This is a genomic window from Streptomyces sp. ISL-94 (assembly GCF_018614075.1).
GTDB lineage: Bacteria > Actinomycetota > Actinomycetes > Streptomycetales > Streptomycetaceae > Streptomyces.
In genome coordinates this window covers 94,111-114,575 of record NZ_JAGGOZ010000064.1, presented here as the reverse complement: position 1 = coordinate 114,575, position 20,465 = coordinate 94,111, and the positions used below count along the sequence as shown (strand labels likewise).

Sequence of the window (20,465 nt, the reverse complement as noted above, 5' to 3'; positions counted from 1 at the left end):
AAGAGGCGAGCGGCTGAGCTGCCCCACGCCCCAGGCGCCGCATGGGATCCGGCCGGATCCCGTGCGGCCTGCGGAGGCCGGGATCCAACCCCGTCGCGGCCGACCTGTGACCGAATCTCCCCCAGGATGTGACCTATCTCCTGGGGGACCGGCATATATGCAGGTCAGATGCCATACGGCTAGCCCCGCTGTGACGAAAGACCTGTCCAATTCGTGACGTAATGCACTGCACGCCATTCCCAGGTCAGGACACTCTGATGTAGGAAGTCGGGGGATCGAATCACCTCAGGAGTTAGTCAGTGAGCGCCATGTCTCTTGCCCTGCTGCTGACCACAGCCGCTGCCACGGCCGTGGGCGCTGCTGCGCTGCACGCCGTCCACGGCCTGCGCAAGCAGGTCACGGCCCTGCGCGGCGAGCTGGCGGTGCCGGTCCAGTCGCGCGGTGCGGCCGTGCCGCACGCCCGCAGCGCCGTGGAGTCCCCCGCCGCCGAGATACGGGCCGCGGTGGCCGAAGCCCTCGCCGAGGAGCGCGAGCGCGAGCTGGCCGAGGCGCGCGCCTTCTGGGCCGCGCAGGAGGCCCGCGACGCCGCCGACGCCCCCTCGCTGCTGGGCGGCCTGCCAGGCTTCGGGGAGGACAGCCCGGTCTTCCTGCCCCGGCAGGCGGACCTGGTGGGTCTGGACCCGGTTCTGGGCGACGAGGTCGTCGACGAGTACCCGGAGGATTCGGCCGAGCTGGCCGCCGCCCGCCGGCGCCACCCGTCGCACCCCGACTTCGTGCCGGCCCAGGCCTCGGCCCCCGGCGCCGACCACGAGCGCACCGTCAGCCGCCTGGAGGAGCTCGCGGAGGCCCGTACGGCCCTCGCGGACGTCCGCCCCGGCCCGCTGGGCACGCTCGACGTGTACGTCTTCACCGACGGCACCACGCTGTGCATGACCCCCGGACACCGGGAGACCGCGGAGCGCCTCGCCGAGGCCCTGCGCTCGGGCACCGCGCCGGTCCTGCTGGGCGGCTCGGGCATCTCCGGCGCCTATGCGCTGACCTTCTCCTGCGGCGACGCCGAGGACCCCGACAGCAACGTCTACATCCTCGCGGACCGCGTCATCGCATCGCTCTGACTTCCGCCTGCTCCACCAGCCGCACGGCCTCGTCCAGCACACCGGACGGGGCCGTCGCCGTTTCCCCGGACCGTACGCCGCGCAGCGCCTCGGCGAGGTCCAGGCCGGCCACCGCCACCTGGTCACCGACGACGAAGATCCCCGCGTCCGGCATCTCCCGTACGGCGGCGCCCTCCAGGGCCTGGGCCCGGGCGCAGAGCTCGCGGGCGAGCTCCAGCGCCTCTGCCGCGGCCCCCTGCTGGAGGCGGCTCTGCGGCGCGGCCCGTAGCCGATCGGCGAAACGTTCCACAACGGCGGTCAGGGGCGAAGTATCCAGCACCCGGCCGACCTTACGCGCCGCCCGGGCACCATTGCCAACGGGCGAACTCTCCGGCACGCTCGCGTGAAGAGAGCAGCACGGCGATACCTCCGGAGGCGCCCATGTCCGTAGAGTTCTCCGAGCAGACACACCGCAACATGATCGACAGAATCCCCGAAACCACCGGTCGTGAGGTCTCCGACTGGCTCCGCGCCGTCGACGACGGCCCCTCCCTCGTCCGGTTCGAGGAGAAGGTCAGCTGGCTGCGCGGCGCGCACGAGCTGTCGTACGGCCAGGCCAAGGCGATCATCCACGAGTACGACCTGCGCAGAGCCGCCCGCCGGTTCGGCTGAGCCCTCCCCCTCTCCCCCGACTCCGTCCTGTGACGCTCCACGACACGGGAAGACCCCGCGAGCGGGTGCTCGCGGGGTCTTCCCCATGCTGTGGACAGCCGTGAGGCGGCTACCGGTCCTGCTAATCGTCGCCCGAGAGGATCTGGAAGATGCGCAGCATCTCCAGGTAGATCCACACGAGGGTCAGGGTGAGGCCGAAGGCCGCCAGCCAGGACTCCTCGCGGGGCGCGCCGTAGGCAATGCCGTCCTCGACCTGCTTGAAGTCCATGGCGAGGAAGCAGGCACCGAGGATGACGCCGATGGCGCCGAACAGCAGGCCGAGGCCGCCGCTGCGGAAGCCGAGGCCGTCACCGCCGCCGAAGAGGGCGAACAGCGAGTTCGCGACCATGAGCAGGATGAAGCCCATGGCGGCGGCCATGACGAAGCCGGTGAAGCGCCGGTTGACGCGGATCCAGCCCATCTTGTAGGCGAAGAGCACGGCGGCGAAGACGCACATCGTGCCCATCACGGCCTGGATGACCACGCCGGGGCCCAGGTAGGTGCTGGTCGCGGCGCTGATGACACCGAGGAAGACGCCCTCGAGGGCGGCGTAGCCCAGGATCAGGGCCGGGACCGGCTTGCGCTTGAAGGACTGGACCATCGCCAGGACGAACGCGACCAGGGCCGCGCCGATGCCGATGCCGTACGACTTGCCCACGTTGGCCGGGTCGACCGGCAGCAGGACCCAGGACAGGGTCGCCGTGACGATGAGCGTGCCGAGCGTCATGGCCGTACGGCTCACGACGTCGTCCATGGTCATCGCGTTGGTGCGCGCCGGCGCCTGCGGCATGCCCGTGGCCGGGTCGGTTGCGTAGGGGTTCGTCGCGTACGGGTTGGTCGCGGTCCCGGCCTGCTGGTGCTGCTGCGCGTCAAACCCCGCGTAGCCACCGTTGTCGCGGCTGAACCCCCGTCGCGAGAAGACCGGGTTACTGCTCCTCATCTCACTCCTCCGTGGCCACCGAGCGCGGCCTTGCATCAAGAGTAATGCGCTCGCAAAGAAAGCACCCTACTGCTGGAGGAGGATCTTAGAAGAAGGCATGGCGCAGCGCAGGAGGACAAACACGGGCACCTCGCGGGACCTGCGGAGTGCCCGGAGCCGGACTTGAACCGGCACGGCCCGAAGGCCAGCGAGGTTTAAGCTCGCCGTGTCTGCATTCCACCATCCGGGCAGGGCGTAGCGGCCCCCGTTTGAAAAAGCCATGAACGCTACGCCGAGCCTATCCGGATCACCCTCGCGACAATCGGGCCGTCTTTCCGATGTTGTCTTATTTTATTGGCGCTTGAGGGGCCGTCAGGCCGCAGAACGCACGGTGGGCGCGCTCTCGGGGACGATCACGTACGCCCCGGGAATGACGGGATTTCGATGGCTTGCGCCACCCCGTGCGCCACTCTTCGCCACCCCGCGCCTCCCCCCTCGCCTCCCCCGCGCCGGGCGCCGCGCCTCCGTCCCGGGTCAGGGGTCCCGTCATACCAGAGGAGGACACGCGTGCCCCCGTGTCAGCCTCCAGTGGGCCGGAGAACGGGCATGTCGGCTGATTCGGAGCAGGGGTGCGCGCCGCGAGGATGGACAGGTCTTGCCGTTCATCAGACCGCCGTCCCCGTAGTGACAGGAGTCGCTTCCGTGACCACCATGAACCACGCCTCGCACACCACCCAGGCCGTGGCCGCCCGCGCCACCGGCCTCTCCAAGGTGTACGGCCAGGGCGAGACCCAGGTGGTCGCGCTGAACCAGGTCTCCGTGGACTTCGCCCAGGGCCGGTTCACCGCGATCATGGGCCCCTCGGGCTCCGGCAAGTCCACCCTGATGCACTGCGTCGCCGGCCTGGACACCTTCAGCGCCGGCTCGGTCCGGATCGGCGAGACCGAGCTGGGCTCCCTCAAGGACAAGCAGCTCACCCAGCTGCGCCGGGACAAGATCGGCTTCATCTTCCAGGCCTTCAACCTGCTGCCGACCCTGACGGCCCTGGAGAACATCACGCTCCCCATGGACATCGCCGGCCGCAAGCCCGACAAGCAGTGGCTGGACGCGGTGATCGGCATGGTCGGCCTCTCCGACCGCCTCTCCCACCGCCCGACCCAGCTCTCCGGCGGCCAGCAGCAGCGCGTGGCCGTGGCCCGCGCCCTCGCCTCCCGCCCCGAGATCATCTTCGGCGACGAGCCGACCGGAAACCTGGACTCCCGCTCCGGCGCCGAGGTCCTCGGCTTCCTGCGCAACTCGGTGCGCGAGCTGGGCCAGACCGTCGTGATGGTCACCCACGACCCGGTCGCCGCCTCCTACGCGGACCGCGTCATCTTCCTCGCCGACGGCGCGATCGTCGACGAGATGCTCAGCCCCACCGCCGACGGCGTGCTGGACCGCATGAAGGCGTTCGACGCCAAGGGCCGTACGAGCTGAACCGACCAGCGGAGGCGTCCCCCTCCCGCCCGTCCCCTGCCGACCGTTCCGACCTCTGGACTCCTCCACATGTTCCGTACCGCCCTGCGCAACGTCCTCGCGCACAAGGCCCGGCTGCTGATGACGGTGCTCGCCGTCGTCCTCGGCGTCGCCTTCGTCTCCGGCACCCTCGTCTTCACCGACACCCTCAGCAAGGCCCTCTCCAGCCAGTCCGCCAAGAGCTACGACGGCGTCGCCGTCTCCGTGACCTCGTACGGCCAGACCCGCAACGAGGAGGGCCAGAAGGAGGGTGAGGCCGGCATCAGCCGGCAGACCCTCGACAAGGTCAAGGCGCTGGCGGGCGTGGACACCGTCTCCGGCCGGGTCTCCGGCTTCGCCGGCGTCGGTGACGAGAACGGCAAGCTGATCGGCTCGGGCTGGGCCAACAAGGGCGCCAACTACGCCCCCGTCAAGGACGGCAAGGACCCGCGCTACGCCTTCACCGAGGGCGCCGGCCCCGCCAAGGCCGACCAGATCGCCCTCGACACGGCGACCGCGGCCACCGGTGGGTACAAGGTCGGCGACAAGGTCCGCGTCGCCACCAACGGCCCGGTGAAGGAGTACACCCTCACCGGTGTCTTCACCACCGAGGACGGCGGCGTCAACGCGGGCGGCAGCCTGGTCCTCTTCGACACCGCCGTCGCCCAGGAGCTGTACCTCAAGCCCGGCTTCTACGAGGAGCTGTCGGTCGGCGCCAAGGCCGGGACCTCCGCCGACCGGCTGCTCGACGAGATCAAGCCGCTGCTGGACGCCAAGAACACCAAGGCCCAGACCGGCGCCGCCCTCGCGGCCGAGCAGGCGAAGGAGGTCGAGAATGGCATGACCAGCATGAACCAGATGCTCCTCGCCTTCGCCGGCATCGCGCTCTTCGTCGGCGTCTTCCTCATCTACAACACCTTCACCATGCTGGTCACCCAGCGCACGAAGGAGCTGGCCCTGCTGCGCGCCGTCGGCGCCAACCGCGGCCAGGTCATGCGCTCGGTCCTCGCCGAGGCCCTGGTCGTCGGCGTCGTCTCCGCCGCCATCGGCCTGGTCAGCGGCGTCGGCCTCGCGGTCGGCATGCGCTCCGCGATCGAGGCCTTCGGCGCCAAGCTGCCGGCCGGCGACCTGGTGATCGCCCCGGGCACCGTCGTCGCGGCCCTGGTCATCGGCGTCCTCGTCACCACGCTCGCCGCCCTGCTGCCTGCCTGGCGCACCGGCCGGATCGCCCCGGTCGCCGCCATGGGCAGCGCCCACCTGCCGGCCACCGCCAAGTCCCTGGTCCTGCGGAACATCCTCGGCTCCGTCATCAGTGCCGCCGGCATCGGCGTCGTCTTCCTCGGCGTGTCCATGGGCGGCGACGGCCGCATGGTCATCGGCGCCGGCGCGTTCTTCATGCTCATCGGCCTGATCGTGATGCTGCCGCTGCTCTCCAAGCCGGTCATCGCGGCCGTCCGCCCGCTCCTGCAGAAGGTGTTCGGCGTCCCCGGCAAGCTGGCCGCCCAGAACGCCGTGCGCAACCCCCGCCGCACCGCGGTCACCGCGGCCTCCCTGGCCATCGGCCTGACGCTGGTCACCACCCTGTCGGTGCTCGGCATCACGATGGGCAAGGCCGTCGACCGGATGAGCACGGACAAGCTCAAGGCCGACTACAAGGTCTCCATGGCCGCCGATGGCATGAGCCTGGACAAGTCGGTCGCCGAGACCCTGGCCAAGGCCCCCGGCATCAAGGCGGTCTCCCCGCAGGCAGCCGGCTACCTGAAGATCGGCGACAGCTTCCGCTCCGCCTCCGGGGTCGACCCGGCCGCCATCGGCGAGCTGCTGAACATCGAGACGGTCAGCGGCTCGCTGGCCGGCCTCGCGAAGGGCGAGGTCGCCGTCGCCGAGAGCACCGCGAAGAAGCAGAGCCTCTCCGTCGGCTCGGCGCTCCAGGTCCAGTACGACGACGGCCAGAAGGCCACCCTCAAGGTCGGGGCGGTCTACAAGGACCTCGAAGGGCTGCTGTCCCCGTACGTCATCGACAACAGGATCCTCAGCGAGCACAGCGAAGAGCAGTACATCCCCGAGGTCTACGTCAACACCACCGGCGGTGCCTCCAAGGCCGCCCAGCAGAGCGTCGTCGACGCGCTCGGCAAGAACCCGGCGATGACCGTCGCCACCCAGCAGGACATGCGCAACGAGATGGGCGGCATCATCAACACGATGCTGAACATCATGTACGGCCTGCTCGGCATGGCACTGATCATCTCGGTGCTCGGGGTGGTCAACACCCTGGCGATGTCCGTCTTCGAGCGGACCCAGGAGATCGGCATGCTGCGGGCGATCGGCCTCGACCGGAGCCGGGTCAAGAACATGATCCGCCTGGAGGCCGTGGTGATCTCGCTGTTCGGCGCGGTCCTCGGTATCGCCATCGGCGTCTTCCTCGCCTGGGCGGTCGGCACCACCTTCGCCAAGTCGGTCCCGAACTACGCCCTGGTCCTGCCGTGGGACCGGATCGGCATCTTCCTCCTGCTGGCCGCCGTGGTCGGCGTCCTGGCCGCCATGTGGCCGGCCCGCAGCGCCGCCCGCCTCAACATGCTGACGGCCATCAAGACCGAGTGAGCGCGGCCGGCGTCGGCGCGCAAGGGCCCCGGGGCATCTGCCCCGGGGCCCCTCCCGTTGCCGCCCTTCCTTGCCCTTCCTTGCCCTTCCCGTCGCCCTCGCAAGGCCGTTACGCGCCCCAGGTGCGCGTCCGCAGCGGCAGCCCGGAGGCTCCGCCCTGCGCCGGCCGCACGGCGAGGACCTGGTTGACGCCGAGCCGGCCGTGCTCGAAGCCGAGCGCGGAGGCGGCCATGTACAGCAGCCAGACGCGTGCCCGCCCGGGCGAGGTGAGGCGTACGGCCTCCTCCCAGCGGGCCTCCAGGCGCACCACCCAGGCCCGCAGGGTCAGCGCGTAGTGCTCGCGCAGCGCCTCCACGTCGCGGACCTCGAAGCCGGCCCGCTCCAGCTCGCCGACGGTGGTGCCGAGCGGGGACAGCTCCCCGTCGGGGAAGACGTAGGCGTCGATGAACTCGTCGATCCGGTAGGCCTCTTCGTCGGGCTCCGGGGGCCGTGCGATCTGGTGGTTCAGCAGCCGCCCGCCGGGGCTCAGCAGGGCGTGCAGGGTGCGGGCGTAGTCGCGGTAGCGTTCGGCGCCGACGTGTTCGGCCATGCCGATGGAGGAAATGGCGCCGTACGGGCCGTCCTTGACGTCCCGGTAGTCCTGGACTCGGATCTCGATCCGGTCGGCCAGGCCCTCCTCCGCGACCCGCTTGCGGGCGTAGGCGGCCTGCTCGCGCGAGAGGGTGATGCCGGTGACCTGGACCCCGTACTCCCGGGCCGCGTGCAGGGCCATGGAGCCCCAGCCGCAGCCGACGTCGAGGAGCCGGACGCCGGGCGCGAGGGCGAGTTTGCGGCAGACCAGGTCGAGCTTGTCCCGCTGGGCCCGCTCCAGGGTGGAGCCGGGGCTCCAGTAGGCGCAGGAGTACACCATGGACGGGCCGAGGACGTGCTCGTAGAACGCGTTGCCGACGTCGTAGTGGTGGCTGACGGCCTGCCGGTCGCGGCTCTTGCTGTGCTGGGGTCCGCCGCGGCGGGCTGCCTCCTCGGGCGGCGGGGCGGGCGCGGGCCACGGCCTGGCCAGCGCGATCAGGTCGCGTACGGCGGCACGTGCCTGCGGATCGCGCAGCAGGGCGGCGGTCCCGGTATCGCCGGCGGACCGGTCGGGCAGGTGAGGGAGTAGCCGGGCCAGTCCCGTCGGCCGGACCTTGGCGGGCGGCAGCGGGGCCTCGGCCGGGGCGGGCCGTTCCCAGAAGAGCCCCGCGACCCGGTCCAGCAGCGCGAAGAGGTCGCCCTCGACGGTCAGGTCGCCGGCGACCCAGGCGCGGGCCAGGCCCAGCTCCCCCGGCTTCCACAGCATCCGGCGCAGGGCGCGCCGGTGGTTCAGCACCAGGGTGGGCCCGGTGGGCGGGCCGGCCTCGCTGCCGTCCCAGGCCCGTATGCGGACGGGCAGGGGGGCGCCCAGCAGGGTCTCGGCAAGTGCGGCCAACCGCGGCGCGGCGTCGGTCATGTAGGCACCTCCAGAAAGCTCCGACGCAACGGCCTACCCACTCCAGGCCCGCGGCATGCCGAAGGGGCCGCCCGCACCACGGATGGCGGGCGGCCCCTTCGGGGACGTGCTGGTCCTGCTCAGGTTCCTGCCGGCTCGCGCCGGGTCAGGAGGCCTTGGCCTTCTGGGCCGGTGCCGCGGCGGCGGCCGGAGCCGGGGCCGGCTTGGCGGCCTCGTAGAACTCTTCGCGCGGGGTCTCGAGAGCACCGAGCGAGACGACCTCGCGCTTGAGGAACATGCCGAGGGTCCAGTCGGCGAAGACGCGGATCTTGCGGTTCCAGGTCGGCATGGCCATGCCGTGGTAGCCACGGTGCATGTACCAGGCGAGCCGGCCCTTGAGCTTGATCTTCATCTTGCCCATGACGATCATCGCGACGCCCTTGTGGAGGCCGAGGCCCGCCACCGCACCCTTGTTGGAGTGGGCGTACTCCTTCTGCGGGAAGCCCCGCATGCCGGAGATGACGTTGTCGCCGAGGACCTTGGCCTGGCGCAGCGCGTGCTGGGCGTTCGGCGGGCACCAGGCGTTCTCCACACCGGCCTTGCGGGCGGCGAGGTCCGGCACCTGGGCGTTGTCGCCGGCGGTCCAGATGTAGTCCGTGCCCTTGACCTGGAGGGTGGGCTCGGCGTCGACGTGGCCGCGGGGGCCCAGCGGCAGGCCGTAGCGGGCCAGCACCGGGTTGGGCTTGACGCCCGCGGTCCAGACGATGGTGTTGGAGTCGACCTCGAGGCCGTTCTTCAGCACCACGTGGCCCTCCACACAGGAGTCCATGGAGGTGTTGAGGTAGATCTCGATGCCGCGCGACTCGAGGTGCTCCTTGCCCCAGGTGCCGAGCTTGGGCCCGACCTCGGGAAGGATCTTGTCGGCCGCGTCGACCAGGATGAAGCGCATGTCCTCGCGCTTGATCGTGGCGTAGTACTTCGCGGCGTCGCGGGCCATGTCCTCGACCTCGCCGATCGTCTCGGCGCCGGCGAAGCCGCCGCCGACGAAGACGAAGGTGAGGGCCTTGCGGCGGACGTCCTCGTCCGTCGTGGACTCGGCCTTGTCGAGCTGCTCGAGGACGTGGTTGCGCAGGCCGATGCCCTCTTCGACGCCCTTCATACCGATGCCCTGTTCGGCGAGGCCGGGGATCGGGAAGGTGCGGGAGACGGCGCCGAGCGCGATCACCAGGTAGTCGAAGGGCAGCTCGTACGCCTCGCCGACGAGCGGCGTGACGACGGCGACCTTGCGGTCCTGGTCGATGCTGGTGACCCGGCCGGTGAGGACCTCAGCCTTGGGCAGCACGCGTCGCAGCGGGACGACGACGTGCCGAGGCGAGATGCTGCCTGCGGCCACTTCAGGGAGGAAGGGCTGGTAGGTCATGTACGAGCGCGGGTCGACGACCGTGACGGTCGCCTCGCCGTAACGCATCTTCTTCATGATGCGCTTGGCTGCGTACAGGCCTACGTACCCACCTCCTACTACGAGGATCCTGGGACGCTCCGTGGTGCTCATGGAACGAGTATCCAGCACCCAAAGGGGTGCCGCTCGTGAGCCCCTTCACAAGCAGTCGGAGACCCTCTGCTACACTGCGCGGCCCGCGTGACGGAGGTCATGGTGCGCAACGGGAACCACGGTGTCACGGGAGTCGTTGTGCACCCGTCCTGAACTGGCCCGCAGGCCCTCAACCGGACTGGACCACCGGAGTTCGTCCATACCTCCGATGCGGAACCGGTTGCGTCCGCTCTTCGTACGAACGCCTTCGAAAAGAGGCCTGGAGGCCTCAGGAGGCCCCCAAAAGGCCCTTCCTGAGCCCCCACAGACACCTTTCCCTTGTGAAGAACTTCACGAACTTTTTGTAGACCACGGGATCAAAGGCCCCCGGAGGCCGCCTCAAGGCCCCTCCGAGGCCACTTCAAGGCCCCGCGCACAAGGCGAAATCCCCACTACAGCTATGCGTTGACCAACATCCGAGCTACTGTGGATGTCATGACTTCGGCCTACGAGGACGTGCCGTTCAGCGAGCTGCTCCACCATCCCGCCGCGACCACGCGCCGGCTGGACGCCGTCCGTGCGCTACGCCTGCGGCGACGCGACGCGGGGGACCTCGCGCTGATGCGTGTGGACCAGCTGAAGCGCGACACCACCGTCATGGACTTCACCTCCCGCTTGCTGGCCGGGCTGGTACGGACGGAGAACATCGCCGCCCTGCGCCAGGCGCTGCCCGAGGCCCTGCCGTGGAGCACCTTCCTGCCCGCCGAGGACATCGACACCCTGCTCGCCGAGCTTGTCGACGCGGCACGCGGCGCGGTGGCCCTGGACAACCTCGGCCCGATCGCGCTCCTGCTCACCCAGTGGCGGCACAGCGCCGAGATCTACGCGGACCCCGCCCTGCACGCCATCCTCACCCGCGAGCCCGAGGGCGACCTCGGCCCCGTCCCCATGCCCGAGGCAGGCGAGTGAGCCCGAAGCGCGGAGACCGAGCCGCGCCGCCCCCGATCGGCAGCGAGTACGACCTCCGGTTCGCCAACACCGAGGCGGCCGAAGGCTGGGAGCACCTGGGGCGCCAGGCAGCGGGCAACCTGCGCCGCGCCTTCGAGAAGATCCGTGCCGCGCCCCGCGCCGGCGACCACCCCGACCGCCAGCACCGCCTCAAGGGCAAGCTCGGTAGCAGTACCTTCAAGGGACAAGCCCTGGAACGCTGGCAGTACGAGGTCACCGGCGGAGGGCGCATCTGGTACCTCCTCGACGACGCAAACCGCACAGCCTGGATCACCTACGCGGGCACCGGTCACCCCAAGGCCACGGACTGAACAACCGCCCCTCGTCCGGCCACACAGCCGGACGAGGGGCGGTTCTTGTGTTCTGCGGGCCGCTACAGCTCGCCGTGCTTGATGCCTTCGACCAGAGCGCCGAGGGCAGAGTACGAAAGGAGCAGGGCCGGACCTGTCGGGGTCTTGCTGTCACGCACGGCGACGACCTGCTCGCCGGCATCGACGATGCCGCACTCGACGCACTGCGCACCGGTGTCGCTCCGCGAGGACTTCCACCAGACCACGGGGAGGGTGGAAGCGTCGTCAATGTGGCTCATAGGGCGTTCCTTATCTCTGCGATCATTTCCGCCGACCGCTCAACCGATGCGGCGGCGGCCGCGAGCCGCTGCGCGGCATCCCGGTACATGGACACCTGTTCGCGCCGCTCGACGTACAGGGCGGCGGTCAGCGCCTCGGTGTGGACGACATCAAGGTCTTCGTGGTCGTCGAACCCGAGGATGGAGAAACTTCCCAGCTGTCCCACGTGCGGTGGTGCGGTAGACGCCAGCACCTGAATGTTGATGTTGGGCCGCTTGCCCATCGCGAGCAATCTGCCGAGCTGCTCGTGCATCACGCCCAGGTCTTCGGTTTTCGTCCGCAGGGCACCCTCGGCAATGACTGCCCACAGTTTCAGCGGTTCCTCGCGGGTGAGGATCGCCTGACGAGCCAGGCGTACCTCGACCAATGCGTCGACCTTGGCCTCGATCCCCTCGGACATGGCCGTGACCTTGATGATCTCGCGTGCATACTCCGCCGTGTGGAGCAGACCGGGGATCGCCCCAAGGTGCCACGTCTTGGCGGACGTCGCCTCGGCCTCAAGCGAGATCAGATCCTCGTAGACCGGGCTCAGCACGCCACGGTACGAGTGCCACCATCCGCGCTGCGCGCCTTCCTTCGTCAGCGTCAGCAGGGCGGCCCGCAGTTCGTCGTCGACATCGCGGCCGAGCCCCGCATAGAGGTCGAGAAGCTCTGCGATGTCCTGACTCTTGGCCGCGACCTTGGCGGTCTCCAGTCGTGACAGCTTGTACGCGCCGAACTTCCCGCCCGACTTCTCGGCAACTTCATCGAGCGTGAGCGACCCGCGCAGCTCGCGGAGCTTCCCGCCGAGCCTGCGCCGACGCACTGTGGGTGCACTCAACCGCTTTCCCTCCCCGCTCACTTGCCTCGGCCGACAGTCTGCCGTGCGCCGTGATCCACTGCCACCTACCACCAGCCGGCGCCCTCCCCTTGCGAGAGCATCCGCAATTTTGCACGACTAGGTGCAATTGATTGCAGCACAGAGTGCTGGAGGAGCATCATAGAGCGACGAAGCTCGTCTGCTCATGCCGACTAGGACGCACTTTCGCGCTGCTCAGGCATGCACCCGAAGGGATTCGCATGGCGACCATGCCCCCGCAGAGGTTAGATCCGCCAAATGGCCCGCCCGCCGGGTCTCCCCCACAGCTCGTACTCGCCAGCTCGCCTGAATCCGTACACGCTGCCCGCACCTGGGCACGCGAGTGCGTCACCTATAAGGTTCCGGACACCCCCAGGGAACACCTGGACGATGTTGCGCTCGTCGTCTCGGAGCTGGTGACCAACGCCATCAGATACGGCACCGAGCCCGGCGACTCCGTACGCGTCGTCATCGACGCGGCGCCCGGACGCACTCGTGTCGAGGTGCACGACCCGTGCCGCCGACATCCTCGGCGCAAGCCCGAGTCCACAGAACGCCAACGAGGCCGCGGCCTGTTCATCCTCGAAGCCCTCGCCACCGCATGGTCCGTCGACCACCGCCCTCTGGGCAAAGCCGTCTTGGCGGAGTTGCATTGGCAGGTGACACTCGCGCGTGAGGCGGAAGCGGGCCTGGCCGACAACGGCCCGACCGTGACTATGGCCGAGGTACTGGCTGACCTTTTCACCGAGCGCGCCGAAGGCACGCGCTGACGTGCACGAGCGGGCCGGCCCGGAGCAGCGGATGCTCCGGGCCGGCCCGCTCTGCTGCTCATGCAGTCACTGGCCGTTCAGGCAGCGGACCAGGCGATGCCGTCCAGGATGTCGTGCTCCGAGACGACGACTTCGGAGGCGCCGATCCGCTCCATGACGGCCAGGAGGACCAGCGCGCCGGCGCCGATCACGTCCACCCGGCCCGGGTGCATGACGGGGATCGCCGCGCGCTCGGCGTGCGTGGCCGTCAGCATCCGCCCGCTGATCTCGCGGACCTGGTCGTAGGAGATCCGGGAGTGGTGGATCGCCGACCAGTCGTACTCCTGCAGCCCGAGCGCGATGGCGGCGACCGTGGTCACCGAACCGGCCAGGCCCACCAGGGTGCGGGCCTCGGCCAGCGGGACCGTCTCGGCGGCCAGGTCCAGCGCGGCCTCGATGTCGGCCCGTATGGCGGCGACCTGCGCCTCGGTGGGCGGGTCGGTGACGACCCCGTCGACGACCAGGTGGCGCTCGGTCATCCGCACGCATCCCACGTCCACGGAGCGGGCGGCGCGCACGTGCTCCTCGCCGACCACGAACTCCGTCGAGCCGCCGCCGATGTCCACCACCAGGAACGGCCGCTCCAGGTGGTCGTGCGCGACGAGCTCCTTGGTGGCGCCGGTGAAGGAGAACTCGGCCTCCTGGTCGCCGGAGATCACCTCGGGCTCGACGCCCAGGATGTCGAGGACCCCCTGGACGAACTCGTCCCGGTTCTCGGCGTCGCGCGAGGCGGAGGTGGCCACGAAGCGCACCCGCTCCGCGCCGAGCTCCTTGATGACCGCCGCGTACTCGCGGCAGGCGGCGAAGGTGCGCTCCAGGGCCTCGGGGGCGAGGCGGCCGGTCTTGTCCACGCCCTGGCCGAGCCGGACGATGGTCATCCGCCGGTCGAGCTCGACCAGCTCGCCGGTGACTGGGTCGCAGTCCGCGACCAACAGCCGGATGGAGTTCGTACCGCAGTCGATGCCGGCGACCCGGGTCACGCCTCGGACTCCTTCTTCTCCGCGCACGGGGTGACGCAGGCGCCCTTGGCCCACCACTCGGGCAGCATCGCCAGGGCCTCGTCGCCGAACGGGTTCACGCCCGGGCCCGCGGCCAGGGAGTGCCCGACCAGCACGTGCAGGCACTTCACCCGGTCCGGCATCCCGCCGGCGCTCGGGAAGCCCTGGAGCACCTCGATGGCGTCGCGGCGACGGATGTAGTCCTCGTGCGCGGCCTGGTAGGCGGCGGCCAGTTCGGGGTCCTCGGCGAGGCGTGCCTGCATGTCCTTCATCACCCCGTTGGCCTCCAGCGTGCCGATCGCGGAGGCCGCGCGCGGGCACGTCAGGTAGTACAGCGTCGGGAAGGGGGTGCCGTCGGGGAGCCGCGGGGCGGTCTCCACCACGTCCGGCTGACCGCAGGGGCAGCGGTGGGCGATGGCGCGCAGCCCGCGCGGCGGGCGGCCGAGCTGCTGCTCGAACGCCTCGATGTCCGCGTCGGTCGGCTCGGTCCGGTCGGTCTGGGGCGGGGGCGTCTGCATGCCTGGAGGAAGTCTCTTCGTTCTCGTGGATGGGTGCTGCGGTGCTGCGGTACGGGTCAGTCGCCCGGGCGGTCGGCCTTGTCGACGCCGTCCCAGACGTTGGAGTACCAAGGGCGGTCGGAGCCGGCCTGGCCGGTCCGGTGCCGCTCGGGGCCCTGCGCCCCGGGGTCGGTCATGATGTAGCCGGTCTCCCCCGGACGCAGGAAGTGCAGGTGCTTGCGCGCCTGCTGCTCCGCGTAGGCGTTGTCCTGCCAGCGGGCCTTCTCGTCGCGGAGCCGTTCCAGGCGGTCCCGCGCTGCGGCGGCGGCCCGCTGCTGCGCCGCGATCTCCGAGCGCTGGGAGACGTACTGGCGCATCGGATACGCGAGGGCGACGACCAGCGTACAGAGGACGAGCACCAGGAGCGCGGCGCGGCCGGTGAGCCGGCTGCGGCGGACCTGGCGGCGCGACTGCGAGCGGTAGACGTGGGCGGCGGTCCGCTCGCCGAGCTGCTTGAGCCTGGTCGCGGTCGAGAAGGTGGAGAACCGATCCCGGTTCCCGGCCATTGATCCCGCCTCCCCTGTGTACGCACTACGCACTACGTCCCCGCACACGGTACGGGACCGAGTGCGGGGACGCAGGGAGGCTAGGCGAAGGCTCAGCCCTTGAAGCGGGGGAACGCGCTGCGGCCCGCGTACACGGCGGCGTCGTCGAGGATCTCCTCGATGCGCAGCAGCTGGTTGTACTTGGCGACGCGGTCCGAGCGGGCCGGGGCGCCGGTCTTGATCTGACCGCAGTTCACGGCGACGGCGAGGTCGGCGATGGTGACGTCCTCGGTCTCGCCGGAACGGTGCGACATCATGCACTTGAAGCCGTTGCGCTGGGCCATCTCGACGGCGTCCAGGGTCTCGGTCAGCGAACCGATCTGGTTCACCTTCACGAGCAGGGCGTTCGCGGAGCCCTCCTCGATGCCGCGGGCCAGGCGCTCCGGGTTGGTGACGAAGAGGTCGTCGCCGACGATCTGGACCTTGGCGCCCAGGCGGTCGGTGATGGTCTTCCAGCCGGCCCAGTCGTCCTCGAACAGCGGGTCCTCGATGGAGACCAGCGGGTACGCCTCGACGAGCTCGGCGTAGTAGTCGGTCATCTCGGCGGCCGAGCGGGACTGGCCCTCGAACTCGTACTTGCCGTCCTTGTAGAACTCGGACGCGGCGACGTCGAGCGCGAGCGCGACGTCCTTGCCCGGGATGTAGCCGGCCTGCTTGATGGCCTCGACGATGAGGTCGAGCGCGGCGCGGTTGGACTCCAGGTTCGGCGCGAAGCCGCCCTCGTCACCGAGGCCGGTGGAGAGGCCCTTGGTGTGCAGGACCTTCTTGAGGGTGTGGTAGACCTCGGCACCCCAGCGCAGCGCCTCGGAGAAGGACTCCGCGCCGATCGGGGCGATCATGAACTCCTGGATGTCGACGTTGGAGTCGGCGTGCGACCCACCGTTGAGGATGTTCATCATCGGAACGGGCAGCAGGTGCGCGTTCGGACCGCCGAGGTAGCGGAAGAGCGGAAGGTCGGAGGCCTCGGACGCGGCGTGCGCGACGGCGAGGGAGACGCCGAGGATGGCGTTGGCGCCGAGCGAGCCCTTGTTGTCGGTGGCGTCCAGGTCGAACATGGCCTGGTCGATCAGGCGCTGCTCGGTGGCGTCGTAGCCGACGAGCTCCGGCCCGATCTGCTCGATGACGGCGAGGACGGCCTTCTCGACACCCTTGCCGAAGTAACGGTTGGGGTCACCGTCACGGAGCTCGATGGCCTCGAATGCACCGGTGGAGGCGCCGGACGGAACTGCAGCACGGCCGGTGCTGCCATCGTCGAGGCCCACCTCGACCTCGACCGTGGGGTTGCCTCGGGAGTCCAGGATTTCCCGGGCTACGACGACGTCGATGGACGGCACGAGCATCTCCTTCTGGGATGTGACGCTGGGTGTGCGGTGGCGTCAGGCCGTGGGACGGCCTTGCCGACTAGAGCCTAACCGGATCCGGCGACTCGGCCCGCCGACCGCCCGGGTCCTGGGACGAAAAAGGGTCCGAATACCCCTCTTCCCGGACATAGGGCTCCTGATCGTGGGTCATCTGCCGGGGCACACGCCGCCGCCCGGCGCGTGGGGGGACACGCGCCGGGCGGTGGGGAGCGGGGCTATGGCCGCAGTGTTCAGCTGAGCTTCAGCTTCTGGCCCGGGAAGATCAGGTCGGCGTCGGAGACGATGTCCTTGTTCAGCTCGAAGAGCTTCTCCCAGCCGCCCTTGACGCCGTTGGCCTCGGCGATGGTGCCCAGGGTGTCGCCGGACGTGACCTCGTAGGAGCCGTTGCCCGTCTTGGGGGCCTCGGCGCGCTCGGAGCGGCTGGCGGCCGGGGCCTCGGAGCGCGGGGCCTTGGGCGCGGCCTTCTGCTCGGTCTTCGGAGCGGCCTTCTGCTCGGTCTTCGGAGCGGCCTTCTGCTCGGTCTTCTTCGACTCGGTCTTCGGCTTGGCGGGGGTCTCGGCCGCGCCGCCGTTGTACGAGGAGTTGGACAGGCCGACGCCGCAGGACGGCCAGGCGCCCTTGCCCTGGCCCTTGAGGACCTTCTCGGCGATGGCTATCTGCTGCGACTTCGAGGCCTGGTTGGCCTGCGCCGCGTACGCCTTGCCGCCGTACGCGGCCCAGGTGGAGGACGAGAACTGCAGGCCGCCGTAGTAGCCGTTGCCCGTGTTGATGGCCCAGTTGCCGCCGGCCTCGCACTGCGCGACGCGGTCCCATTCGGAAACGGTGGCGGCGCCGGCGGAGCCGGCGGCCATCAGGGGGGCGGCGACGGCCACACCGGCGACACCGGCGAGCGTGACGATGCGGACGGCCTTGGAACCGCGGCGGTGCTTGCCCTTGCCGGAAAGCAGCATGGAGTTTCTCCTCACCGACGCCTACGAGGTGAGCTGTCGGGTTCGGGCGAGTGAGTTGCCCGGTCGTGCGACCTAGCGCACGGCTTAACCCCTAGCCGGTGGCGTGACCGTCTCTCAACGGCCGCTCCCGGCGCCTACCTTGGTTCCCCCGCTCCTGCCTTCGGCGCTTGACGCGACGACTGTTCCCCCCGTCCGCCGGCAGGATTCGGCGATGCGGTCGAAGGAGCCCGCGGTGGCGGGCGATTCAGAAGGTAGACAGGCCTCCCCCCGATGTTCAACAAGCGACATCGGGGGGAAACCGCCCCTACTTGCGTTCGTCGTACGCACGTTTGCGCAGGTGAGGACGGGGTTTGCGGAAGCCCCGAGGCATGACACGCCAGTTGACCTGAAGAGACACATGTCTCACTTACAGAAAACCGACAAACACGCCTTAGCGGGTGCCCGAAGTGCCCCTATTGCGAGGTTAGATCCAGGTTCTGGCCGGGCTTGATCAGGTTGGCATCCTGGCCGATGACCTGCTCGTTGGCCTGGTAGATGGCGCTCCAGCCGCCCTTTACCCCCTTGGCATCCGCGATGGCGGCCAGGCTGTCGCCCGCCTGCACGATGTACGTGGGGTCCGACGCGGCGTCAGGCGTGAGGGGCGCCTCGGCGGCGGGCGCCCCGCGGTGCTTGCCGCCGCCCCCGGCCGGGGCGGCGGACGGGTCCGCGGGGGCGGTGGGTCCGGCAGAGGTGCCGGGGGCCGTCGGGCCGGTCGTGAGACCCGGGGTCGCGGGCGCCGTCGGGTCGGCCGGGGCCACCGGCGGGGCGGCGGGGTCCACCGGGTCCGTGGTCGGGCCGCCCGGGAGCACCGGGGCCGTCGGGTCGGCGGGGGTCGCCGGAGGGGCGGTCGGGTCCGCGGGGACCACCGGAAGCGCGGGGGCCGGGGTGGGGTCGTCCGGCGACGGCATGACGGGCAGTCCGAGGGAGGGGCCGAGGGGGCCGTCGGGGAGCGTGAACGACGGGCTCTCGGACGGGCTCGGGGCCGGCTGGGTCGGAGCGCCGAAGTCCGTGGAGGGGTCCTGTCCGGTGACGGGCACGGAGTCGTCGGGGCGGGACGGCGAGGGGGTGACGGAGCGGGAGCCGCCGGGCAGACCGGGGTCCACCTGCGCAGCGGGGCTCTGCGCGTCCAGCCCGGCCGACGCGGCGCACAGCGACCACGTCTGCGGCCCCTTCGAGGCCAGCACCCGCTCGGCCACGGCTATCTGCTGCGACCGGCTCGCGAGGTCGGCCCGCTCGGCGAAGTCGAGCCCGCCGGCGCTCTGCCACTCCTCCTGCGTGAACTGGAGTCCGCCGTACGATCCGCTGCCGAAGTTGGCGCTCCACGAGCCGCCGCTCTCGCATTCGGCGACCTTGTCCCACGTGGAGGTGTCCGCCGCGCTCGCGCCGGTGGCGGCGAACAGCGGCAGGGCCAGCGCGGAGCCGGCGACTCCGGCGGTGACGACGATCGCGGGGATCTGGCGGGGGCGTCTGTGGCGGCCGTTCCCGGGAAGCATGAGGCTGCACCTTTCGCATAACGGCGGGGTAACGGCAGAACCTAGCGGCCTTCGAACGCATGTCACAAGTTCGGCAGGGAACTGACGTCAGGTCAGGCGGCGCTCAGATGTTTCGGGGCGCGAAGCGCACGGGGAGAGTGCGCAGGCCACGCATGATCAGTCCGCCGCGCCACCGCAGGTCCTCCGGCGGAACGGCGAGTTCCAGATCGGGCAGACGCGTGAGCAAAGTCGCAAGCGCCGCCTGTCCTTCAAGTCGCGCGAGCGGAGCGCCCAGGCAGTAGTGGATGCCGTGCCCGTATCCGAGGTGCTGGTTGTCCGTGCGCCCGAGGTCGAGGGTGTCCGGCTCGGCGAACCGGGCCGGGTCCCGGTCGGCGGCCGCGAGGACGACCAGGACGGGTTCTCCGGCCGCGATCGACTGCCCGCCGAGGGCCAGCGGCTCGGTGGCGAACCGCCACGTGGCCAGCTCCACGGGGCCGTCGTAGCGCAGCAGCTCCTCGATGCCGGTCTCCAGCAGGCCGCTCTCCCCGGCGGCGAGCGAGAGCTGGAGGCGCTCGCGCTGATCCGGGTTCATAAAGAGGGCATGCAGCCCATTTCCGATCAGATTGACCGTGGTTTCGAAGCCGGCGAAGAGGAGGATGAAGGCCATGGCAGTGGCCTCACCCTCCGTCAGGTGGTCCCCGTGGTCGCTCGCGCGGATCAGGTCAGAGATCAGGTCGTCGCCCAGATCATCCCTTTTGCGGTGGATGAGCTCCCCGAGGTACGTGCGCATCTGCTTGACCGAGCGGGCGACTCCGCCGCGCGGACCGCCGCCGTGCCGGATCATCATGCCCGCCCAGTCGCGGAAGTCGTCCTGATCCTCGCGCGGTACGCCGAGCATCTCGCAGATGGCGTAGATGGGGAGCGGGAAGGCGAACTCGTGGATGAGATCCGCTTCCCCCCTCTCCTCGAACTGCTCGATGAGGTGGTCGGTGAGCGCCTGCACCCTCGGGGTGAACTCGGCGACCCGGCGCGGGGTGAACGCCTTGGACACCAGCCGCCGCAGCCGGGTGTGGTCCGGCGGGTCGATGTTGAGCAGATGCGTCATCAGCTCCGCCTTGCGCTCCCCCGGGATCCCCGTCTTGCCCTTGGCGTGCGCGGGCTCCGCGTGGTGCGCCGGATTCTTGCTGAGCCGCTGGTCGGCGAGGGCCTGGCGGGCGTCGGCGTACCGGGTCACCAGCCAGGCCTCGACCCCGCTGGGGAGCTTGGTGCGGTGCACCGGGGAGTGCTCGCGCAGCCATGCGTAGGCCGGGTACGGATCGGTCGCGAACTCCCAGTCGAACAGGGTCGGGCCCTGGGGGGAAGGGGAGTCGGCGGGGGCTGCGGGGGTTTGCTCATACACCTGATGACCGTATCCCGGCATGCGACCCCCATCCCATATGCCTGG

At 70.3% G+C, this 20,465-nt stretch carries 20 protein-coding genes, 1 tRNA gene and 1 riboswitch; of the genes, 7 read left to right on the top strand and 14 right to left on the bottom strand.

What is annotated here, in order from left to right; translation table 11 throughout:
- Positions 1–308 precede the first annotated feature (308 nt).
- The gene (locus tag J7E94_RS20675) at positions 309–1,115 is read left to right on the top strand and encodes a hypothetical protein (RefSeq protein WP_215017538.1); all 807 of its coding nucleotides are present in this window, start codon (positions 309–311) and stop codon (positions 1,113–1,115) included.
- Here the strand turns inward: J7E94_RS20675 and J7E94_RS20670 are convergent.
- Positions 1,099–1,434 (bottom strand): hypothetical protein, encoded by a 336-nt coding sequence (locus tag J7E94_RS20670; protein WP_215017514.1) that lies wholly within the window; start codon positions 1,432–1,434, stop codon positions 1,099–1,101. The genes J7E94_RS20675 and J7E94_RS20670 overlap by 17 nt on opposite strands.
- Positions 1,435–1,535: 101 nt before the next feature.
- Between J7E94_RS20670 and J7E94_RS20665 the strand changes: the two genes are divergently transcribed.
- Positions 1,536–1,766, top strand: a complete 231-nt coding sequence (locus tag J7E94_RS20665; protein WP_215017512.1) for a DUF4287 domain-containing protein — start codon at positions 1,536–1,538, stop codon at positions 1,764–1,766.
- Between the two features lie 121 nt (positions 1,767–1,887).
- Here the strand turns inward: J7E94_RS20665 and J7E94_RS20660 are convergent, their stop codons facing one another.
- Positions 1,888–2,745, bottom strand: a complete 858-nt coding sequence (locus J7E94_RS20660; protein ID WP_215017510.1) for a Bax inhibitor-1/YccA family protein — start codon at positions 2,743–2,745, stop codon at positions 1,888–1,890.
- A 147-nt stretch (positions 2,746–2,892) separates the two neighbouring features.
- Positions 2,893–2,974 (bottom strand) — tRNA-Leu (locus J7E94_RS20655).
- Between the two features lie 461 nt (positions 2,975–3,435).
- Between J7E94_RS20655 and J7E94_RS20650 the strand changes: the two genes are divergently transcribed.
- Entirely contained in the window at positions 3,436–4,200 is a 765-nt protein-coding gene (locus tag J7E94_RS20650; RefSeq protein ID WP_215017536.1) for an ABC transporter ATP-binding protein, read from the top strand.
- 69 nt (positions 4,201–4,269) lie between these two features.
- Positions 4,270–6,819 carry an ABC transporter permease gene (locus J7E94_RS20645; RefSeq protein WP_215017508.1) on the top strand — a complete coding sequence of 850 codons (2,550 nt, stop codon included), beginning with the start codon at positions 4,270–4,272 and terminating at the stop codon, positions 6,817–6,819.
- Positions 6,820–6,928: 109 nt separating this feature from the next.
- Here the strand turns inward: J7E94_RS20645 and J7E94_RS20640 are convergent, their stop codons facing one another.
- Together J7E94_RS20640 and J7E94_RS20635 are read right to left on the bottom strand one after the other, a co-directional pair.
- A complete protein-coding gene (locus tag J7E94_RS20640; protein WP_215017506.1) occupies positions 6,929–8,305 on the bottom strand; it encodes a cyclopropane-fatty-acyl-phospholipid synthase family protein in 1,377 nt (458 codons plus the stop codon).
- Positions 8,306–8,450: 145 nt separating this feature from the next.
- Positions 8,451–9,836: an NAD(P)/FAD-dependent oxidoreductase gene (locus J7E94_RS20635; RefSeq protein WP_215017505.1), complete on the bottom strand. Its 1,386-nt coding sequence runs from the start codon at positions 9,834–9,836 to the stop codon at positions 8,451–8,453.
- A 474-nt stretch (positions 9,837–10,310) separates the two neighbouring features.
- Between J7E94_RS20635 and J7E94_RS20630 the strand changes: the two genes are divergently transcribed.
- Both J7E94_RS20630 and J7E94_RS20625 read left to right on the top strand, forming a co-directional pair.
- Positions 10,311–10,784, top strand: a complete 474-nt coding sequence (locus tag J7E94_RS20630; RefSeq protein WP_251056950.1) for a hypothetical protein — start codon at positions 10,311–10,313, stop codon at positions 10,782–10,784.
- Positions 10,781–11,134: a hypothetical protein gene (locus J7E94_RS20625; RefSeq protein ID WP_215017503.1), complete on the top strand. Its 354-nt coding sequence runs from the start codon at positions 10,781–10,783 to the stop codon at positions 11,132–11,134. Before J7E94_RS20630 ends, J7E94_RS20625 begins: the two co-directional genes overlap by 4 nt.
- A gap of 62 nt (positions 11,135–11,196) precedes the next feature.
- Here J7E94_RS20625 and J7E94_RS20620 read toward each other — a convergent pair whose 3' ends face one another.
- Together J7E94_RS20620 and J7E94_RS20615 are read right to left on the bottom strand one after the other, a co-directional pair.
- Positions 11,197–11,412, bottom strand: coding sequence for a DUF397 domain-containing protein (locus J7E94_RS20620; RefSeq protein WP_215017501.1), 216 nt, complete (start codon positions 11,410–11,412; stop codon positions 11,197–11,199).
- Complete coding sequence (locus tag J7E94_RS20615) at positions 11,409–12,272, bottom strand: DUF5753 domain-containing protein (protein WP_215017499.1); 864 nt, start codon at positions 12,270–12,272, stop codon at positions 11,409–11,411. Before J7E94_RS20615 ends, J7E94_RS20620 begins: the two co-directional genes overlap by 4 nt.
- A 239-nt stretch (positions 12,273–12,511) precedes the next feature.
- On the opposite strand from J7E94_RS20615, the gene J7E94_RS20610 reads away from it, so the two are divergent.
- The gene (locus tag J7E94_RS20610) at positions 12,512–13,060 is read left to right on the top strand and encodes an ATP-binding protein (protein ID WP_215017497.1); all 549 of its coding nucleotides are present in this window, start codon (positions 12,512–12,514) and stop codon (positions 13,058–13,060) included.
- 77 nt (positions 13,061–13,137) lie between these two features.
- Here J7E94_RS20610 and J7E94_RS20605 read toward each other — a convergent pair whose 3' ends face one another.
- The 7 genes from J7E94_RS20605 to J7E94_RS20575 all read right to left on the bottom strand — a co-directional run bounded on the left by J7E94_RS20605 (position 13,138) and on the right by J7E94_RS20575 (position 20,420).
- Positions 13,138–14,079: a Ppx/GppA phosphatase family protein gene (locus J7E94_RS20605; protein WP_215017495.1), complete on the bottom strand. Its 942-nt coding sequence runs from the start codon at positions 14,077–14,079 to the stop codon at positions 13,138–13,140.
- Positions 14,076–14,615 carry a DUF501 domain-containing protein gene (locus tag J7E94_RS20600; RefSeq protein ID WP_215017493.1) on the bottom strand — a complete coding sequence of 180 codons (540 nt, stop codon included), beginning with the start codon at positions 14,613–14,615 and terminating at the stop codon, positions 14,076–14,078. Before J7E94_RS20600 ends, J7E94_RS20605 begins: the two co-directional genes overlap by 4 nt.
- A gap of 56 nt (positions 14,616–14,671) precedes the next feature.
- Positions 14,672–15,160, bottom strand: coding sequence for a septum formation initiator family protein (locus J7E94_RS20595; RefSeq protein WP_215017492.1), 489 nt, complete (start codon positions 15,158–15,160; stop codon positions 14,672–14,674).
- A gap of 92 nt (positions 15,161–15,252) precedes the next feature.
- The gene (gene eno / locus J7E94_RS20590) at positions 15,253–16,539 is read right to left on the bottom strand and encodes a phosphopyruvate hydratase (protein ID WP_215017490.1); all 1,287 of its coding nucleotides are present in this window, start codon (positions 16,537–16,539) and stop codon (positions 15,253–15,255) included.
- A 251-nt stretch (positions 16,540–16,790) separates the two neighbouring features.
- Complete coding sequence (locus J7E94_RS20585) at positions 16,791–17,510, bottom strand: transglycosylase family protein (RefSeq protein ID WP_215017488.1); 720 nt, start codon at positions 17,508–17,510, stop codon at positions 16,791–16,793.
- Positions 17,511–17,513: 3 nt separating this feature from the next.
- Positions 17,514–17,686, bottom strand: a riboswitch (cyclic di-AMP (ydaO/yuaA leader).
- Between the two features lie 276 nt (positions 17,687–17,962).
- Positions 17,963–19,042 carry a transglycosylase family protein gene (locus J7E94_RS35465; protein WP_215017486.1) on the bottom strand — a complete coding sequence of 360 codons (1,080 nt, stop codon included), beginning with the start codon at positions 19,040–19,042 and terminating at the stop codon, positions 17,963–17,965.
- Positions 19,043–19,145: 103 nt separating this feature from the next.
- A complete protein-coding gene (locus tag J7E94_RS20575) occupies positions 19,146–20,420 on the bottom strand; it encodes a cytochrome P450 (RefSeq protein WP_215017484.1) in 1,275 nt (424 codons plus the stop codon).
- Positions 20,421–20,465 lie beyond the last annotated feature (45 nt).

Bases quoted from the DNA above. Each gene is read 5' to 3' on its own strand.
- J7E94_RS20675 (WP_215017538.1), top strand. From the start codon at position 309: ATGTCTCTTGCCCTGCTGCTGACCACAGCCGCTGCCACGGCCGTGGGC.
- J7E94_RS20665 (WP_215017512.1), top strand. From the start codon at position 1,536: ATGTCCGTAGAGTTCTCCGAGCAGACACACCGCAACATGATCGACAGA.
- J7E94_RS20660 (WP_215017510.1), bottom strand. From the start codon at position 2,745: ATGAGGAGCAGTAACCCGGTCTTCTCGCGACGGGGGTTCAGCCGCGAC.
- J7E94_RS20650 (WP_215017536.1), top strand. From the start codon at position 3,436: ATGAACCACGCCTCGCACACCACCCAGGCCGTGGCCGCCCGCGCCACC.
- J7E94_RS20645 (WP_215017508.1), top strand. From the start codon at position 4,270: ATGTTCCGTACCGCCCTGCGCAACGTCCTCGCGCACAAGGCCCGGCTG.
- J7E94_RS20640 (WP_215017506.1), bottom strand. From the start codon at position 8,305: ATGACCGACGCCGCGCCGCGGTTGGCCGCACTTGCCGAGACCCTGCTG.
- J7E94_RS20635 (WP_215017505.1), bottom strand. From the start codon at position 9,836: ATGAGCACCACGGAGCGTCCCAGGATCCTCGTAGTAGGAGGTGGGTAC.
- J7E94_RS20630 (WP_251056950.1), top strand. From the start codon at position 10,311: ATGACTTCGGCCTACGAGGACGTGCCGTTCAGCGAGCTGCTCCACCAT.
- J7E94_RS20620 (WP_215017501.1), bottom strand. From the start codon at position 11,412: ATGAGCCACATTGACGACGCTTCCACCCTCCCCGTGGTCTGGTGGAAG.
- J7E94_RS20610 (WP_215017497.1), top strand. From the start codon at position 12,512: ATGGCGACCATGCCCCCGCAGAGGTTAGATCCGCCAAATGGCCCGCCC.
- J7E94_RS20600 (WP_215017493.1), bottom strand. From the start codon at position 14,615: ATGCAGACGCCCCCGCCCCAGACCGACCGGACCGAGCCGACCGACGCG.
- J7E94_RS20595 (WP_215017492.1), bottom strand. From the start codon at position 15,160: ATGGCCGGGAACCGGGATCGGTTCTCCACCTTCTCGACCGCGACCAGG.
- eno (WP_215017490.1), bottom strand. From the start codon at position 16,539: ATGCTCGTGCCGTCCATCGACGTCGTCGTAGCCCGGGAAATCCTGGAC.
- J7E94_RS20585 (WP_215017488.1), bottom strand. From the start codon at position 17,510: ATGCTGCTTTCCGGCAAGGGCAAGCACCGCCGCGGTTCCAAGGCCGTC.
- J7E94_RS35465 (WP_215017486.1), bottom strand. From the start codon at position 19,042: ATGCTTCCCGGGAACGGCCGCCACAGACGCCCCCGCCAGATCCCCGCG.